16 protein-coding genes are annotated in these 18,064 nt (G+C 63.8%); 14 read left to right on the top strand and 2 right to left on the bottom strand.

All coding sequences use genetic code 11. The features are described 5' to 3' along the window. Positions 1-38: 38 nt before the first annotated feature. From FJW04_RS07810 to FJW04_RS07740, 14 genes are all read left to right on the top strand, one after another. Positions 39-1,097, top strand: coding sequence for a LacI family DNA-binding transcriptional regulator (locus FJW04_RS07810; protein ID WP_140713391.1), 1,059 nt, complete (start codon positions 39-41; stop codon positions 1,095-1,097). Beyond that, on the top strand, positions 1,094-2,110 hold the full coding sequence (locus FJW04_RS07805) for a Gfo/Idh/MocA family oxidoreductase (RefSeq protein ID WP_140713389.1): 1,017 nt from the start codon (positions 1,094-1,096) through the stop codon (positions 2,108-2,110). The genes FJW04_RS07810 and FJW04_RS07805 overlap by 4 nt, the downstream gene beginning before the upstream one ends. Continuing rightward, positions 2,107-3,708 carry an acyl CoA:acetate/3-ketoacid CoA transferase gene (locus FJW04_RS07800; RefSeq protein ID WP_140713387.1) on the top strand — a complete coding sequence of 534 codons (1,602 nt, stop codon included), beginning with the start codon at positions 2,107-2,109 and terminating at the stop codon, positions 3,706-3,708. Before FJW04_RS07805 ends, FJW04_RS07800 begins: the two co-directional genes overlap by 4 nt. Then, positions 3,701-4,477 (top strand): enoyl-CoA hydratase/isomerase family protein, encoded by a 777-nt coding sequence (locus FJW04_RS07795; RefSeq protein ID WP_140713385.1) that lies wholly within the window; start codon positions 3,701-3,703, stop codon positions 4,475-4,477. Before FJW04_RS07800 ends, FJW04_RS07795 begins: the two co-directional genes overlap by 8 nt. A 17-nt stretch (positions 4,478-4,494) precedes the next feature. Next, positions 4,495-6,006, top strand: coding sequence for an aldehyde dehydrogenase family protein (locus tag FJW04_RS07790; protein WP_140713383.1), 1,512 nt, complete (start codon positions 4,495-4,497; stop codon positions 6,004-6,006). 58 nt (positions 6,007-6,064) lie between these two features. Continuing rightward, positions 6,065-7,318: an ABC transporter substrate-binding protein gene (locus FJW04_RS07785; RefSeq protein ID WP_140619348.1), complete on the top strand. Its 1,254-nt coding sequence runs from the start codon at positions 6,065-6,067 to the stop codon at positions 7,316-7,318. An 88-nt stretch (positions 7,319-7,406) separates the two neighbouring features. Continuing rightward, positions 7,407-8,357, top strand: coding sequence for a sugar ABC transporter permease (locus FJW04_RS07780; protein ID WP_015315823.1), 951 nt, complete (start codon positions 7,407-7,409; stop codon positions 8,355-8,357). Then, on the top strand, positions 8,354-9,298 hold the full coding sequence (locus tag FJW04_RS07775) for a carbohydrate ABC transporter permease (protein WP_140713381.1): 945 nt from the start codon (positions 8,354-8,356) through the stop codon (positions 9,296-9,298). Before FJW04_RS07780 ends, FJW04_RS07775 begins: the two co-directional genes overlap by 4 nt. 4 nt (positions 9,299-9,302) lie before the next feature. Next, positions 9,303-10,418, top strand: coding sequence for an ABC transporter ATP-binding protein (locus FJW04_RS07770; RefSeq protein ID WP_140713379.1), 1,116 nt, complete (start codon positions 9,303-9,305; stop codon positions 10,416-10,418). A gap of 107 nt (positions 10,419-10,525) precedes the next feature. After that, entirely contained in the window at positions 10,526-12,043 is a 1,518-nt protein-coding gene (locus FJW04_RS07765; RefSeq protein ID WP_140713377.1) for a GMC family oxidoreductase, read from the top strand. Positions 12,044-12,248: 205 nt separating this feature from the next. Further along, positions 12,249-13,010, top strand: coding sequence for a 3-ketoacyl-ACP reductase (locus tag FJW04_RS07755; RefSeq protein WP_140713373.1), 762 nt, complete (start codon positions 12,249-12,251; stop codon positions 13,008-13,010). A 12-nt stretch (positions 13,011-13,022) separates the two neighbouring features. Then, positions 13,023-14,651, top strand: coding sequence for a choline dehydrogenase (locus tag FJW04_RS07750; protein ID WP_140713371.1), 1,629 nt, complete (start codon positions 13,023-13,025; stop codon positions 14,649-14,651). An 11-nt stretch (positions 14,652-14,662) separates the two neighbouring features. Next, the gene (locus FJW04_RS07745; RefSeq protein ID WP_015315817.1) at positions 14,663-14,980 is read left to right on the top strand and encodes a Dabb family protein; all 318 of its coding nucleotides are present in this window, start codon (positions 14,663-14,665) and stop codon (positions 14,978-14,980) included. 90 nt (positions 14,981-15,070) lie between these two features. Further along, positions 15,071-16,288 carry an MFS transporter gene (locus FJW04_RS07740; protein WP_181172899.1) on the top strand — a complete coding sequence of 406 codons (1,218 nt, stop codon included), beginning with the start codon at positions 15,071-15,073 and terminating at the stop codon, positions 16,286-16,288. Positions 16,289-16,292: 4 nt separating this feature from the next. On the opposite strand, the gene FJW04_RS07735 is transcribed toward FJW04_RS07740, so the two are convergent. Together FJW04_RS07735 and FJW04_RS07730 are read right to left on the bottom strand one after the other, a co-directional pair. Then, a complete protein-coding gene (locus FJW04_RS07735; protein ID WP_140713367.1) occupies positions 16,293-17,138 on the bottom strand; it encodes an EamA family transporter in 846 nt (281 codons plus the stop codon). A gap of 7 nt (positions 17,139-17,145) precedes the next feature. Next, positions 17,146-18,054 carry an endonuclease/exonuclease/phosphatase family protein gene (locus FJW04_RS07730; RefSeq protein WP_140713365.1) on the bottom strand — a complete coding sequence of 303 codons (909 nt, stop codon included), beginning with the start codon at positions 18,052-18,054 and terminating at the stop codon, positions 17,146-17,148. Between the last annotated feature and the right edge of the window lie 10 nt (positions 18,055-18,064).

Genomic DNA, 18,064 nt, shown 5'->3' with positions numbered 1-18,064 from the left:
CCAATAGAATTCGATTGAAAACCGGGGAGGATATTTGGATGGCCAGCCGGGCGAAGGCGACGATCTTCGACATCGCCCGCGAAGCGGGCGTGTCCAAATCGACGGTGTCGCTCGTGCTCCAGGGCAGCGGCCTGATCCGCCCCGAAACCGCGGTCAAGGTGCGCAAGGCGATCGAGGATGTCGGCTATGTCTACAACCGCGGCGCCGCCAATCTGCGCAAGGCCCACTCCAATGTCATCGGCATGGTCATCAACGATCTCACCAACCCGTTCTTCGCCGAGCTGGCGGTCGGCATGGAGCGGGTCTTCCAGTCAGCCGGCATCGTGCCCTTCATCGCCAACACGGCCGAAAATCCGGTGCGCCAGGAAGAAGTGCTGAAGTCTATGATGGAACAGGGCGTCGCCGGACTCATCGTTTCCCCGGCGCGCGGCACGACGCCAGGGGCGTTCCGGCGTCTGGAAATAGCCGGTCTGCCGATTGCCTTCGCCATGCGCCGGCTGCCTGAAAGCCGCATTCCGGTGATTGCTCCCGACAATCATCGGGGCGCCTATCTCGCGACCTCGCATCTGGTCGGCAAGGGGCATCGCCGCCTGGCCTTCTTCGGCGGCTCGTCCGACCTCGTCGTCTATCATGAGCGCCTGGGCGGCTTTCGCGAGGCCTGCGAGACGCTCGGCATCGACGTCCGCGACGCGCTCATCATAGAGGGCGAGACCAATCGCAAGGGCGGCATGGCCTGCCTGGAAACGTCGCTCGCAATGGCCGAGCCGCCAACCGCGGCCCTTTGCTTCAACGATGCCGTTGCCTTTGGCGTCATGCTGGCGCTGCGCAAGCGCGGACTTGAGCCGGGAGCGGATTTCGCTGTCGTCGGCTTCGACGATGTGGTCGAGGCCGAACATTATATGCCGCCGCTGACCAGCGTAGCGGTGGACTCCGCCGGTCTCGGCGAACGCGCGGCCCACGTCATGATCAAGATGATCCAGTCGCGCACCACGCGGGCCGAGGATCATATCGGCGCTGTCAATCTCGTGGTCAGGGAAAGCTGCGGCCCGGATCGCCGCACGCGAAAAAGGCCCGTGGCAGCGGGAACCGCGACATGAGCGTCAAATGGGGGCTGATCGGCGCCAGCACGATCGCCCGGCAATTCATGATCGACGCCATTCGCGCTCAACCCGATGGCGAGATCGCGGCTGTCATGAGTTCCAGCGCGGAACGCGCCACGGCCTATGCAAGGGAAAATGGCATTCCAGCCGCCGTGTCGAATCTCGACGCCTTGCTCGGATCCGACATCGACGCCGTCTACATCTCGACCACCAATGAACTGCATTTCGAACAGGCGCTGGCCGCCGCCAAGGCGGGAAAGCATGTGCTGTGCGAGAAGCCGCTGGCGCTGACCAGCGACGACGCGCGCAAGATGGTCGCTGCGGCCAAGGCGGCTGGCGTCGTGCTCGGTACCAATCATCATCTGCGCAATGCCGGCGCGCACCGTGCCATGCGCGACGCCGTTGCCACAGGCCGCGTCGGCAACCCCATTGCCGCGCGTGTCTTCCATTCCGTCTACCTGCCCGAAAACCTGCAGGGCTGGCGCATCGCCAGGCCCGAGGCGGGCGGCGGGGTGGTGCTCGACATCACCGTGCACGATGCCGACACGCTGCGCTTCGTGCTTGGCGACGATCCGGTCGAGGTTTCCGCTTTCACGCAATCCGCCGGCATGGCCGGCAGCGGGCTGGAGGATGGCGCCATGTGCGTCTGGCGCTTCAAATCGGGCCTTATCGCGCAATCGCATGAGGGATTCACCACCAGGTTTGCCGACACCGGCTTCGAGGTGCACGGCTCGCAGGGCTCGCTCATCGCCCGCGATGTGATGACGCAGAAGCCGGCCGGCTCGGTCCTCCTGCGCACAGCCAGCGGCGAAGAACAGTTGAGCTTCGACCGCGAGGACCTCTACGCCAGGTCGGTACGCGGGTTCCATGCCGCGGTCCGTGGCGAGGGCCAGCCTTCCGCCACCGGAGAAGACGGCATCTGGTCGCTCGCCGCGGCCGAGGCGGCATTGCAATCGACGGCTTCCGGCAAGACCGTCAAGATCGACCCGAAACTCGGGAGCATGAATTGAGCAAGGTCGTCTCATCGGCGCAGGCCGCCAGCCTGATCAAGGACGGCATGGTCGTCTCGGTGTCCTCGTCGAGCGGCCTCGGCTGTCCAGACGCCGTGCTCGCCGCGATCGGCGAACGCTTCGATGGCGAGGGCCATCCGAAGGATATCACCACGCTGCACCCGATCGCCGCCGGCGACATGTATGGCATCAAGGGCATCGATCATCTGGCGAAGCCCGGCCTCTTGAAGCGTACGCTGTGCGGCTCCTATCCGTCAGGTCCCTCCTCCGCCGAGCCGCCGCAAATCTGGAAGATGATCGGCGACAATGCGGTTGCCGCCTATAACGTGCCGTCCGGCATCCTGTTCGACATGCACCGAGAGGCCGCCGCCAAGCGACCGGGCGTGCTGACCAAGGTCGGCCTCGACACTTTCGCCGACCCGCGCCACCAGGGCTGCGCCATGAACGCCGCCGCCGCCGAGCCGATCGTGTCGGTGCAGCAATTCGACGGCGAAGAATGGCTCTACTTCCGCGCCATCGTGCCGCAGGTCTCGATCATCCGTGCCACCACGGCTGACGAGCGCGGCAACCTTACCTACGAGCATGAGGGGGCCTATCTCGGCGGGCTGGAGCAGGCGCTCGCCGCCCGCAACAATGGCGGCATCGTCATCGCGCAGGTCAAACGCGTCGTCGAGAACGGCACGTTGAAGCCGCATGATGTGCGCGTGCCGGGCGTGCTGGTCGACCATATCGTCATTGCGCCGGATCAGTTGCAGACGACGCTGACGCCCTACGATCCCGCAATCTCCGGCGAGATCTTCCGGCCGCTGTCGAGCTTCCGCAATGCCGAGATGAATGTCCAAAAGGTGATCGCGCGCCGGGTCGCCATGGAGCTTCGCGACGGCATGGCCGTCAACATCGGCTTCGGCATTTCGGCCAACGTGCCGCGTATTCTTCTGGAAGAAGGCCAGCACGGCAAGGTCACCTGGCTGATCGAACAGGGCGCGGTCGGCGGCGTGCCGTTGCTCGACTTCAAGTTCGGCTGCGCCTCCAACGCCGAGGCGATCATGCCGTCGCCGCACCAGTTCATCTATTTCCAGGCCGGCGGCTTCGACGCTTCGCTGCTTTCCTTCCTGCAGATCGACCGCCACGGCTCGGTCAACGTGTCCAGGCTTTCGGCGCGGCCGCATGTCACCGCCGGTGCCGGCGGCTTCGTCGACATCACCTCGCGGGCGAAGAAGATCGTCTTTTCCGGCTTCTTCAATGCCGGGGCCAAGCTGTCGCTCGCCGATGGCGGCATCCGCATCGACGCGGAAGGCAAGGTCAAGAAAGTCGTCGAGGAGGTTGAGCACATCTCCTTCTCCGGCAAGCGCGCCGTCGCGCAGGGACAAGACATCACCTATGTCACCGAGCGCTGCGTCATGAAGCTGACGCCCGATGGGCTGATGGTGACGGAACTGGCGCCGGGCATCGACCTCGATCGCGATGTGCTGGCGCAGGCCGAGATCCCGCTCAACGTAGCCAACGACCTCAAGCTGACGCCGGCGGCGCTCTACCAGGATCGGCCGATCGGCCTGTCGCTGAATGGCGGCGCCTTGCTCGGAGGCGCGCATGGCTGAGCGTCTCGTCACCTTCGAGCAGGATGGCGCGATCGGCATTGTCACCTTGCGCCGTCCGGAAAAATTCAACGCGCTCGATATCCCGATGCTGCGCGCGCTGGAAGCGGCGCTGGACGAGGCGGAAAGCGCTCAGGAGGTCCGCGTCGTCCTCATATGCGGCCAAGGCAAGGGGTTTTGCGCCGGCGGCGACGTCGAGGCCTGGGGGAGCATGAGCGCCGCCGATTTCCAGGTGCAATGGGTGCGCTACGGCCACCGTGTCTTCGACCGGCTGGCGCGGCTGCGGCAACCGACCATCGCCGTTCTGTCCGGTCATGCGCTCGGCGGCGGGCTGGAACTGGCTGTGGCTTGTGATTTCCGCGTCGCGGAAACGCAGGTGAAGCTCGGCTTCCCCGAGACCTCGATCGGCGTTGTCCCCGGCTGGTCCGGCACGCAGCGCGCGGTGCGTCGCTTCGGCGCCCAGACGGTGCGTCGAATGGCTGTCGGTGGCGAGATTTTCCTGGCGCCGGAAGCGCTTGCGCTGGGTATCGTCGACCGCGTCGTCGAAACCGGCAAGGCGTCGGATGAAGCCAGGATCTGGGCTGAAAAAATCGCCGAACGCGGACCACTGGCCACCGAAGCCGCCAAGCTGATGATTGCGGTGGCGGAAGGCGAGGAAAGTGCCGCTGCGACAGAGGCCTTGGCCAGCGGCTTCATGGCGCTCACCAGCGATCTCAAGGCCGGCGTCGGCTCCTTCAAGACCAAGCAGAAGCCCGTGTTTTCGCGTTCGTAGGACAGAGTGGAAATCACATGAATGCACCTCTGAAGATTCCCATGCCTGCCGAGGCCTCCGTGGCCCCCAAGGCATACAAGCTTCTGATCGACGGCAAGCATGTCGATGCCCGCGATGGCCGCATGCTGGAACGCAAGAGCCCCGGCCACGGCTTCATGGTTTCACACTATGCTCAGGCGGGTGCCGCCGAAGTGGAAGCCGCGGTGCAGGCGGCGCACAGGGCCTTCGAGACCGGCCCCTGGCCGCGCATGCAAGCGTCCGAACGCGCCGCGATCCTGCTTAAGGCCGCCGACCTGATCGAGATCCGGCTGGAAGACATCGCCCGGCTCGATGCGCTGGAATCCGGCAAGCCGATCGCCCAGGCGCGCGGCGAGATCGGCGGCGCCGTCGACATCTGGCGCTATGCCGCCTCGCTCGCCCGCACGTTGCACGGCGAAAGCTACGCCAATCTTGGCGATGCCATGCTGGGCGTCGTGCTGCGCGAGCCGATCGGCGTCGTCTCGATCATCACGCCGTGGAATTTCCCCTTCCTCATCGTCAGCCAGAAACTGCCTTTCGCGCTCGCCGCCGGCTGCACGGCCGTGGTCAAGCCAAGCGAAATGACGTCGGCCTCGACCTTCGTGCTCGGCGATATCCTGTTGGAAGCCGGCGTTCCCGCTGGCGTCGTCAACATCCTCGCCGGCCTCGGCGCCGATGTCGGCGCGCCGATGGTCAGCCACCCGCTGGTCGAGATGGTTTCGTTCACCGGTTCCACCCGCGTCGGCAAGATGACCATGGCCGCGGCCTCGAATTCCCTTAAGAAGGTTTCGATGGAACTCGGCGGCAAGAACGGCCAGATCGTCTTCCCCGATGCCGATCTTAAAGCCGCAGCCGATGCCGCGGTATTCGGCGGCTTCTTCAACGCCGGCGAGTGCTGCAATGCCGGCAGCCGGCTGATCGTGCATGAGGCGATCGCCGACGACTTCCTGGCCGCCGTGAAGGCATTGACCGCCAGGGTAACCGTGGGCGATCCGCTCGACGATCTAACCAAGGTCGGCGCGATGATTTCGTCAGACCATTTGGCCAAGGTGACCGATTACGTCGCGGCCGCCGCGAGCGAGGGCGGCAGCATCTACAGCGGCGGCGCGCAACGCCCTTCCAATGCCGGCCAATATCTCGATCCGACGATCTTACGCAACGTCACCGAAAACATGACGGTCGCGCGCGAGGAAGTGTTCGGGCCGGTGCTCTCGGTGCTGACTTTTGAATCGATTGAAAAGGCGTTGCGCATCGCCAACAACACGCCCTATGGTCTGTCGGCGGGTGTGTGGAGCGCCAGCATCGACACCTGCATGTCGGTGGCGCGGGGCGTGCGTTCGGGGACTGTCTGGGTGAACACGTTCATGGAAGGTTATCCAGAACTGCCGTTCGGCGGCTACAAGCAGTCGGGCCTGGGCCGCGAACTCGGCAAGCGCGCTGTCGAGGACTATACCGAGGAAAAGACAATCCAGTTTCATCGCGGCCAGCGCACCGGTTGGTGGGTCGGCTGAGTTGGGAAGAACCCGGTGGGCTGCCACCGGTCGTGTAATGCAACAAGGGAGGAAGTACATGTTGCGCAAACTGCTTATCGGAACGGCGCTCGCTTCGGGCCTGGCTTTCGCGGCCCATGCCGAGGACGTCAAGGAAGTGCAGATGCTGCATTGGTGGACGTCGGGCGGCGAAGCAGCTGCTCTCAACGTGCTCAAGGGCGATCTGGCCAAGGAAGGCTATGCCTGGAAGGACGTTCCCGTGGCCGGCGGCGGCGGCGATGCCGCCATGACCGCGCTGAAGGCGATGGTCGCGGCCGGCAACTATCCGACCGCCTCGCAGATGCTCGGCTACACCGTGCTCGACTATGCCGCTGCCGGCGTGATGGGCGACCTCACAGAGACGGCGAAGAAGGAAGGCTGGGACAAGTCGGTTCCGGCCGCGCTGCAGAAGTTCTCCGTCTATGACGGCAAGTGGGTTGCCGCTCCGGTCAACGTCCACTCCGTCAACTGGCTGTGGATCAACAAGGCGGTGATGGACAAGATCGGCGGCACCGAGCCTAAGACCTTCGACGATTTCATCGCCCTGCTCGACAAGGCCAAGGCGGCCGGGGTCACCCCGCTCGCGCTTGGTGGCCAGAACTGGCAGGAAGCGACCATGTTCGATTCCGTCGTGCTGTCGACCGGCGGACCTGAGTTCTACAAGAAGGCGATGAACGACCTCGACGACGCGTCGCTCAAGTCCGACACGATGAAGAAGTCGTTCGACAATCTGGCCAAGCTCGTCACCTATGTCGACCCGAACTTCTCTGGCCGCGACTGGAACCTGGCCACCGCCATGGTCATCAAGGGCGATGCGCTGGTGCAGGTCATGGGCGACTGGGCCAAGGGCGAGTTCCACGCCGCTAAAAAGACGCCGGGGACGGACTTCCTCTGCTATCGCTTCCCGGGCACCGACGGCTCGGTGATCTACAACTCCGACATGTTCGGCATGTTCAACGTTCCGGACGACCGCAAGGCTGCCCAGGTCGCTCTGGCTACCGCCACCTTGTCGAAGAGCTTCCAGTCGGCCTTCAACGTCGTCAAGGGTTCGGTTCCGGCCCGCACCGACGTGCCTGACACCGACTTCGACGCTTGCGGCAAGAAGGGTATCGCCGACCTGAAGAAGGCCAATGAAGGCGGCACGCTGTTCGGCTCGCTGGCCCAGGGCTATGGCGCGCCTCCGGCTGTCGCCAATGCCTACAAGGACGTCATCTCGAAGTTTGTCCACGGTCAGATCAAGACCTCGGACGAAGCCGTGACCGAACTGGTCAAGGCGATCGACGACGCCAAGTAAGCGCCGGCCACAAACACCTTCCCCGCTCCGGCGGGGAGGGTTTCCGGTCCGTGAGGCCGATCGGCCGGATGCCGACGGGAGGAACCCCATGAGCAGTGTAGCGACAACCCAGATCAAGCTGACGCCGGAGCGGTCGCGCACCTCGGTGCGCTCGCGCCTGCAGGATGCCTTGCCCAAGATCGTGCTGGCGCCGAGCTTCGCCATCACCATCGTCTTCGTCTACGGCTTCATCCTGTGGACGATCTATCTGTCCTTCACCAACTCCAAGACCTTCCCGTCCTATGCCATAACAGGCGCACGCGCCTATCAGCGATTGTGGGGCTGGACCTTCGACACCGACCCGCCATCGAGCTGGTACACGTCGATCACCAATATGGGCATTTTCGGCTTTCTCTACATCTTGATCTGCCTGGCGCTCGGCCTGTTCCTGGCCATCCTGCTCGATCAGAAGATTCGCGGCGAAGGCGTTTTGCGCCCCATCTACCTCTATCCGATGGCGCTCTCCTTCATCGTCACCGGCGTTGCCTGGAAATGGTTCCTCGACCCCGGCCTCGGTCTTGAACAGACGCTGCATCAATGGGGCTGGACGAGCTTCCATTTCGACTGGATCAAGAACAAGGATTTCGTCATCTACACCGTGGTCATCGCCGGCGTCTGGCAGGCCTCCGGCTTCATCATGGCGATGTTCCTGGCCGGCCTGCGCGGTATTGACGGCGAGATCATGAAGGCGGCGCAGATCGACGGCGCCACCACCTTCCAGCTCTATCGCCGCATCGTCATTCCGCTCTTGCGGCCGATCTTCCTGTCGGCCTTCATCGTGCTCGCGCACCTAGCCATCAAATCCTACGACCTGGTCGTGGCACTGACCAGCGGCGGCCCCGGCGGCTCGGCCTGGCTGCCGTCCAACTTCATGTATGAATACACCTTCAAGCGCAACGAAATGGCGGTCGGTTCGGCAAGCGCCGTGATCATGCTGATGACCATCGTCGCCATCATCGTGCCCTATCTCTATTCGGAACTTAGGGAGAAATCGCGATGAGCGCCGTGACCACTCCCGCCCGCCGGGCCAGCGGCGGCGTCAACGTCAAGATTGTCAACCGCATCGTCATCTACGGGCTTCTGGCGCTGTTCGCGCTGTTCTACCTGATGCCGCTGTTCGTCATGCTGGTGACCTCGTTCAAGACCATGGACGAGATCCAGAACGGCAACATGCTGGCGCTGCCAAAGGCGCCGACCTTCGACCCCTGGCTGAAGGCCTGGGGTGAGACCTGCGTAGGCCTCACCTGCGCCGGCATCAAGGGCTATTTCTGGAACTCCATAAAGATGGTGGTTCCGGCCGTGCTGATCTCGACCATGCTCGGCGCGCTCAATGGCTACGTGCTGACCAAATGGCGTTTTCGCGGCGCGACCCTGGTGTTCGGGCTGATGCTGTTTGCCTGCTTCATCCCGTTCCAGTCGGTACTGTTGCCGATGGCGACGATCCTGGGCAGCCTCGGACGGTTTGGCGTGTCGCTGCAGAACACGGTCGGAACCAGCTTCGGCCTCGGCAACCCGACGGTGAACCTGGTGTTCGTCCACGTCGTCTACGGCATCGGCTTCACCACGCTGTTCTTCCGCAACTATTACGAGGCGTTCCCGACCGAACTGGTCAAGGCCGCGCAGGTCGACGGCGCCTCTTTCTTCCAGATCTTTCGGCGCATCATGCTGCCGAATTCGATGCCGATCTTCGTCGTCACCGTCATCTATCAGTTCACGAACATCTGGAACGACTTCCTGTTCGCCTCCGCCTATGCCGGCACCGGCGACGCCATGCCGATGACGGTGGCGCTCAACAACGTCGTCAACACCTCGACAGGCGTCGTCGAATACAACGTCAACATGGCGGCCGCGATGATCGCGGCTCTGCCCACCCTTCTCGTCTACGTGCTCGCCGGCCGCTATTTCGTGCGTGGCCTGATGGCGGGCGCGGTCAAAGGATAACCCAATGGCTTTTCTGGAAATTGATGGTCTGAGGAAGCGTTTCGGCCAGGTCGAGATCCTGAAGGGGATCAATCTCGAACTGGAGAAGGGCGGCTTCCTGGTGCTGGTCGGTCCTTCCGGCTGCGGCAAGTCCACTTTGCTCAACACCATCGCCGGACTGGAGACGATCACCTCCGGCGATATCCGCGTCGATGGCCGCACCATCACAGATCTGCACCCGTCCAAGCGCGACATCGCCATGGTGTTTCAGAGCTACGCGCTCTACCCGAACATGACGGTCGCCGGGAACATCTCCTTCGGCATGGAGATGCGCGGCGTGCCGACCGACGAACGCCAGAAGGCGATCGACAAGGTGGCCAAGGTGCTGCAGATTGGCCATCTGCTGAACCGCAAGCCAAGCCAGCTTTCGGGCGGCCAGCGCCAGCGCGTCGCCATGGGCCGGGCGCTGGTGCGCGACCCCAAGCTGTTCCTGTTCGACGAGCCGCTGTCCAATCTCGACGCCAAGCTGCGCGTCGACATGCGCATCGAGATCAAGCGCCTGCATGCCGCCACCGGCACAACCATCGTCTATGTCACCCACGACCAGATCGAGGCGATGACGCTGGCGACCAAAATCGCCGTCATGCGCGATGGCGAGGTGCAGCAATTCGGCACGCCGGCCGAGATCTACAACAACCCCAGCAATGTCTTCGTCGCCGACTTCATGGGTTCGCCGGCGATGAACCTGATCCCGGCGACCATCGACGCCAATGGCAGCGACCTGGCCGTCGTGCTCGATCGCGAGGCACGCCAGCCGATCACTCTGCCGATGGCCAACGCCCCGGCCGGATTGTCGGCGTTCAAGGGCAAGCCGGTCATCTTCGGCGTTCGCCCCGAGGCGCTCACCGATCCGGAAGGCGCGGAGCGCAACGCCTCGCAAATCGCCACCGCCGATTGCCATATCGAGGTGGTGGAGCCGGCCGGTTCCGATACCTTCGCGGTCACCAACCTCGGCGGCAAAGGCGTGGTGGCGCGGCTGCGCGCAGATGCCAACATCCAGCCCGGCACCAACACGCCGCTCGCCTTCAACCTGACCAAGGCGGTGTTCTTCGATCCGGCGACCGAGAGCCGTATCCGCTGATGCGCGTCGCCCAAAAGTGGGTTCGGTTTTGGGGCAACGACATGCATCAAGACAATAGACCTAAAGCGCGTCGCATGTGTCCATTCAAAAGCGGCGCGCTTTAGGCCATGACAAACCCGGATATCGTCATCATCGGCTCCGGCATCGGCGGCGCCACGATCGCCTCCGGCTTAGCCGGCAGTGGCGCCTCGATCCTGATGCTGGAACGCGGCGAGCCTTTGCCGGCAACGCCTCATGCGCGCGACACGCGCTCGATCTTCGTTGACGGCCACTACCGGCCGAAGGAGATGTGGCGCGAGGCCGGTGGCGCTGCATTCAACCCGGGCAATTACTACTATGTAGGCGGCAATTCGAAATTCTTCGGCGCGGTGCTGATCCGCTACCGCAAAGAGGATTTCTCCGCCATGGAGCACTTCGGCGGCGTCTCTCCGGCCTGGCCGTTTTCCTATGACGAATTCGAGCCTTGGTATTCCAGGGCTGAGCAACTGTTCCGCGTCCGCGGCACGCTTGGCGAGGACCCGACCGAGCCGTTCCACTCGATCCCCTACGCCTATAAGCCCGTGCCCGACGAGGCGCCGATCGCCCGTGCCCGCGCCGAGCTCAAGGGGCTGGGCCTGCATCCGGCCTCGCTGCCGCTCGGCGTCGATATCGACACCTGGCTCAGGGAAGGCAGGACCGGCTGGGACGCTTTTCCGAACACTGGCCAGGGAAAGATGGACGCCCAGACCGCACCGCTGGCGGCGGCACTGAACGATCCTAACATCAAGCTCGAAACCGGCGCCCATGTCGAATATCTCGAGACTGCTCCGGACGGTAAAACCGTATCAGCGGTTCATTACCGCCAGAGCGGCGAGCTGAAAAAGCTGTCGCCAAAACTGGTTATCCTGTCGGCCGGCGCGGTCAATTCAGCGGTCATCCTGCTGCGCTCGCCCTCACCCAGCAATGGCAAGGGGGGCGGCAAGGGCCTGGCCAACCGCTCCGACCAGGTCGGCCGCAACTTCATGAACCACAATTCGAGCGCCATGCTGGCGATCGATCCGCGCCGCCGGAACGATGCCGTCTACCAGAAGACGCTGATGCTTAACGATTATTACCTCTCCGACGGCAAGGGCGGCAAACCGCTCGGCAATGTCCAGCTTCTCGGCAAGATCGACGGCAACATGCTCAAGGCCAATGTGAAACGAGTGCCGAAGTTCGCGCTCGATTTCTTGGCCGGCCATGCGGTCGACTGGTACCTGATGTGCGAGGACCTGCCAGATCCCGAAAGCCGCATCATGGCCGACGGCAAGGACATCGTCATGCAATGGCGGCGCTCCAATATGCAGTCGCTCGACGGGCTGACCAAGGTGATGCGCGAGAATTTTCGCGCCTGCGGTTATCCCCTGGTGCTGTCGCGCCCTTTCGACAAACGCACGCCCTCGCACCAGTGCGGCACGGTGAAAATGGGAGACGATCCGGCGACGTCGCCGCTCGATCCGTTCTGCCGTGCCTTCGATCACCGGAACCTGTTCGTCGTCGACGCCGGTTTTCTGCCGAACTCGGCCGCCGTCAACCCGGCGCTGTCGATCGCCGCCCAGGCGCTGCGCGTCGCCGAGCACATCCGCAAGACGGACCTCGCCGCATGATCGGTCAGCGCCGCCCCTCATCCGCCTGCCGGCACCTTCTCCCCGTAAACAGGGAGAAGCACGCTGGCCGCAATCTCGGCGCTTTTTCTGCAATGCTGGCGCATGGTGAAGCAGGCGATAACAGCGTCCTTCTCCCCGTCACTATACGGGGAGAAGTGCCCGGCAGGGCGATGAGGGGCGGCGCTGACATAAGGATGAGTATCCGATGACCCGCCCCGCAGCCATCGTCACCGGCGGCGCGCGCGGAATTGGTCTTGCCTGCGCTCAGGCACTCGCTGATGCCGGCTTTGACATCCTTGTCGCCGATGTTGCCGCGAAACCCGCTGACGAGCTTGCGCAAGACGTCGCCAAACGCGGCGCCAAATTCGCCTATGTCAGCTGCGACATCGCCGATCTTTCCAGCCACGCCGCCTTGGTCGAAACCGCCATGCGCGCCTTCGGCCGCATCGATTGCCTGGTCAACAATGCCGGCGTCAGCGCCGTGGTGCGGGGCGACCTGCTCGACCTCAAACCCGACAATTTCGACCGCGCGATCGGCGTCAACCTGCGGGGCACCGTCTTTCTCAGCCAGGCGGTCGCCAAGGCGATGCTCCGCCAGCCCAGCGATGAAGCGAAATCGATCATCACTATCACCTCGGTCAGCGCCGAGATGGCCTCGCCGGAACGCTCCGAATATTGCATATCGAAGGCAGGGCTTTCGATGTGGGTGAAGAATCTGGCGCTCAGGCTCGCCCCGGAAAACATCGGCGTGTTCGAGCTGCGGCCGGGCATTATCCGCACCGACATGACGGCGGGCGTGACCGCCAAATACGACGCTTTGATAGACGGCGGCCTGGTGCCGGCGAAACGCTGGGGCGAAGCGTCCGACATCGGCGCCATGGTGGCCGCGCTCGCTGCCGGGAGACTGGGCTTTTCGACCGGTTCGATCATCAATGTCGACGGCGCGCTTTCCGTGCCTCGGCTGTGAACGGATGAGACAATGACCGACTACATCATCGTGGGCGCCGGCCCTGCCGGCTGCGTGCTGGCCAACCGGCTGAGCGAGGATCCCTCCAACTCCGTGCTGCTGCTCGAAGCCGGTGGCAAGGATTGGCATCCCTATATCCACATGCCGGCGGGCTTTGCCAAGATGACCAAGGGCATTGCGTCCTGGGGCTGGTCGACGGTGCCGCAGAGAAACATGAACGACCGCGTCTTCTGGTACACGCAGGCCAAGGTGGTCGGCGGCGGCTCCTCAATCAACGCCCAGATCTACACGCGCGGTAATGCGCGCGACTACGACGCCTGGGAGAAGGAGGAAGGGCTGGCCGGCTGGGGCTACCGCGACGTGCTGCCCTATTTCAAACGGGCCGAAAACAACCAGCGCTACGCCAACGACTTCCACGGCGACCAGGGCCCGCTCGGCGTCTCGAACCCGATTGCGCCGCTGCCGATCTGCGAAGCCTATTTCCGCGCCGGCCAGGAGATGGGCATTCCCTTCAATCCGGATTTCAACGGCGCTGCCCAAGAAGGCGTCGGCTATTACCAGCTGACCCAGAGGGATGCCCGGCGCTCCTCCGCCTCGGTCGCCTATCTCAGGCCGATCCGCGCTCGCAAGAACCTCACCGTCAGGACCGACGTACTGGTCACCCGCATCGTCGTCGAGAACGGTCGCGCCATCGGCGTCGAGGTGGTCGACAGGCCGGGCGGCGAGACAAAAATCCTGCGCGCCGACCGCGAGGTGATCGTCTCGTCCGGCGCCATCGGTTCGCCTAAGCTTTTGATGCAGTCGGGCATCGGCCCGGCCGACCATCTGAAATCGGTCGGCGTCACGCCCGTGCATGACCTGCCCGGCGTCGGCTCCAACATGCAGGACCATCTCGACCTGTTCGTCATCGCCGAATGCACCGGCGACCACACCTATGACAATTACGCCAAGCTGCACCGTACGGCCTGGGCTGGCCTGCAATATCTGCTGTTGAAGAAGGGGCCGGTGGCGTCCAGCCTGTTCGAGACCGGCGGCTTCTGGTACGCCGACCCGACCGCCGCCTCGCCCGATATCCAGTTCCATCTGGGCCTCGGCTCCGGCATCGAGGCTGGCGTCGAGAAGCTGAAAAACCCGGGCGTCACCTTGAACTCGGCCTTCCTGCGCCCGCGCTCACGCGGCACGGTGCGGCTGAAAAGCGCTGATCCCGCCGACCACCCGCTGATCGACCCCAACTACTGGTCCGATCATTATGACCGCGACATGTCGCTGAGAGGGCTGCGGCTGGCGCGCGAGATCATGCGGCAGAAGGCGCTTGCCCCTTACGTGCTGCGCGAGGTGCTGCCCGGCCCGTCGCTCGCCAGCGATGATGAGCTGATCGACTATGCCTGCCGCACCTCCAAGACCGATCACCATCCTGTCGGCACCTGCCGCATGGGCCATGATGAGATGGCGGTGGTGACGCCGGACCTGAGACTGCGCGGCATCGAGGGCCTGCGCGTCTGCGATGCGTCTGTGATGCCGCGCGTGCCTTCCTCCAACACCAATGCGCCGACGATCATGGTCGGCGAAAAGGGTGCCGACCTGATCCTCGGCCGCGAACCGCTGCCGCCGGCGGTGTTTTCCGGCAATCGTGCTGCTTAGGGAGTGGTAAAATGATCAGGCACTGCGTTTTCGCCAGATTTCGTAGCGATGTGTCGTCGACCGAGCGCACGGCCATCCACGCCGGCCTCGAGGCGTTGCGACAGGTGGTCGAAGGCATGGACACCGTCCAGTTCAGCACCAATGTCAGCCCAGAGCCTTTCGCGCGCGGGTTCACCTATGGCTTCACCATCGATTTCCGCGATGCCGCGGCGCGCGACGCCTACCTCGTGCATGAAGCGCATCAGCGTGCCGGCGCTCGCCTGGTCGCGGCTCTCGAAGGCGGCGCGGACGGATTGATGGTCTTCGATCTCGATCTTACGAAAAAGTGACCGCCGGCCTTTCGAAAGCCGGCTGATCGCTGTTCTCTTTTGCCGACAGGGCGACATATCGTTCCTTTGGGGGATGCAAAGGAGGACGCCTTGAACCTCACTACCGAGCAGAAGAAAACCGTCCTGGCCTCATTCCTGGGCTGGACGCTCGATGCTTTTGATTTCTTCCTTCTGACATTCCTGCTCACCGATATTGCGACTGAATTCCAGACGGATGTCCCGGCAGTGTCAAAGGCACTGTTCCTGACCTTGGCCACGCGCTTCATCGGCGCGTTCTTCTTTGGCATGCTAGCCGACAAATACGGGCGCAAGCCCATTCTCATGCTCAACATCGTCAGCTATTCGGTGATCGGGGCGCTGGCCGCCTTCTCGCCCAATCTCGGCATCTTCCTGGCGCTGCGCGCGCTGTTCGGCATCGCCATGGGCGGCGAATGGGGCCTCGGCAGTTCACTCGCCATGGAATCCGTCCCGCCGAGCGCCCGCGGCATCGTCTCGGGCATCCTGCAATGCGGCTATCCGGCCGGCTACCTGCTGGCGGCGGTGGTCTATGGCCTGCTCTACCAGCAGACGATCGGCGGCTACACGATCGGCTGGCGCGCCATGTTCCTGCTCTCCTTCGTCCCGGCGCTGGTCGTCCTGTTCATCCGCTCGCATGTGCCGGAATCTCCTGCCTTCGTCGAGGCACAGAAAACCGCTCGACCGGGGATGCTGGAGACCTTGCAGAAGCACTGGGGCGTCGCGCTCTATGCTGTCGTGCTGATGATGTTCTTCAACTTCTTCAGCCATGGCACGCAGGATCTCTACCCGACCTTTTTGAAGAAGCAGCATAGCTTCGATCCGCATACGGTGAGTTGGATCACCATCGTTGCCAACATCGGCGCCATCGTCGGCGGCCTGGCATTCGGTGCGCTGTCAGAGAAGATCGGCCGCGTCAACGCCATTACACTCGCCTGCATCATCGCCCTGCCGGCGATCCCGCTATGGGCCTACAGTTCAACGCCGTTCATGCTGGCCATCGGCGCCTTCGTCATGCAGGTCGCGGTCCAGGGCGCCTGGGGCGTCATCCCGGTCCACCTCAACGAGCTTTCGCCGGGTGCGGTGCGCGCCACCTTGCCCGGCTTCATCTACCAGGCCGGCAATCTCGCCGCTTCCTATGGCGGTCCATATCAGGCCGGGATCGCCGAAGCCCCCGGCGGCAGCTATGGCTATGCGCTGGCGCTTTTTGCCGGCGTGGTCGCCGTCTGCATCATCGTCGTCATCCGCTTCAGTCCGGAGCGGCGCGGCCAGGTAATGACGGTGCTCGGCTGAGAGGTCAACCCATCCTCAACGCGATGACGCCCGCAACAATGCTGAGCGCGGCGGCGCCGCGCCAGCCTGTCATCTTTTCGCCGAGGGCGTAGACCGAGATCATCATGGCAAACAGGATCGAGGTCTCGCGCAGCGACGCCACCGAGGCGATCGGCGCCTTGGTCATCGCCCACATGACGATCCAGTAGGCGGCGCCGGAAAGCACACCGGTGAACAGTCCCGTTTTCCAGTCGCGCGCCAGAACGGGCAGCGCCTTGGGCCCTCGGAAAACGAGGCACAGCACCAGCGCCCCAAATGCATCGCAGATGAACAGCCAGGCGGCATAGCTCTGCGCCCTTGCCGCCAGCCGCGCGCCGCTGCCGTCGGACAGCGTGTAGCTGGCGATGAAGATCGACGTGCCCAGCGCATAGCCGACCGCGCGCAGATTCAGCTTCTCCAGATGCGCGCCACCGCGAAACGACATCACCAGCGTGCCGGCCGACAACAGCAGGATGCCAAGGATGGCAAGCGGCGCCGGCACTTCGGCGACGACGAACATGCCGCCAATCGCGGCCAGCAGGGGTGCCGTGCCACGCGCCAGCGGGTAGGTCTGGGCGAAATCGCCGGCCTGGTAGGCGCCGATCAGGAAGGTGCGATAGCCCATGTGGAAGATCACCGAAGCGATGATGTAGGGCCAGACCTCCGCCTTCGGCATCTCGACGAATGGCAGCACGACGATGGCAGCAGTGCCCATGCCGAGCGTCATCAGCGTGATCGACAGAAAACGGTCGAGATGCACCTTGACCAGTGCGTTCCAGATCGCGTGCATGGCGGCCGCGGCAAGCACCGCGAAGAAGACGAAAAGCGTCATGGGGAGCTCATCGACCTCCCAAGCCGAAGGGCGTCTCGAGATCGATGTCGACCCGGACCGGGAAGTGGTCGGAAGCCACCTCGCCCATGTCTGATCCAACCGAACGCACACGCCCGGCCAACATGCCGCCGACGAAGCAATGGTCAAGCCGGCGCTTTGCCAGCCTGCCGTCGATGATCTTCTCATGCGTATGGAAATCCGCTACCGGCTCGCTGGCGACAGAAGCGGCATCGACGAAGCCGTCGAGATAGGCAGCGCCCCGATGATAGGGCGTGCTGCCGACAATGCGGCGATATTCGGCACTGCCGGGTTCCATGTTGAAATCGCCCATCCAGATCGTCGCCAGCGGATTTTCCGGCTCGACTTCCCCATGTGTCCAGTTCCGCGAAGGTTCGTCGTCCACGCCGCTCCACGGTCCGCCTTCCGATGGTGCCCGGCGGTGCTCGGCCATGAGATAGTCAATCTGCTCCAGCCGCTCTTCCGCCGCGATGTGCGCGAGATGCAGCGACAGCACCCTGACCGGCCCGGCCGGCGTGCGGATCATGCATTCGAGGGCGGCGTTGCGGGTGTTGAGCGGCCGCAGCGTGCGGCGCATCGGCAGCGCGTGCAGTCGCGACCAGACGATCGGCAGCTTCGACATAACCATGGTGCCGAATTGCCGGCGGCGGTTGACCAGGCGGCCGTCGCGCAGCTCGCTGGCATCCATGTCGAAGGCTGGGCCGTAGACCCAGTGATACCCAGGCAGCAATTGGGAAAGCAGCTCCGGCTGATCATCGAAATCGCTGCGCTGCCAGTGCCGCTCGACCTCCTGCAAGGCAATGATGTCTGCGCCCACGACAAGGCGTGCCGCACGCGAAAGATCGTAGCGCCCGTCGCTGCTGAATCCGTACTGGATGTTGTAGCTGACCAGCTTCATTGCTTATCCG

The sequence above is a fragment of the Mesorhizobium sp. B2-7-3 genome, assembly GCF_006440715.1.
Lineage (GTDB): Bacteria > Pseudomonadota > Alphaproteobacteria > Rhizobiales > Rhizobiaceae > Mesorhizobium > Mesorhizobium australicum.
Note: the sequence above shows the minus strand (reverse complement) of the source record. Positions and strands in the feature narration are given on the sequence as shown.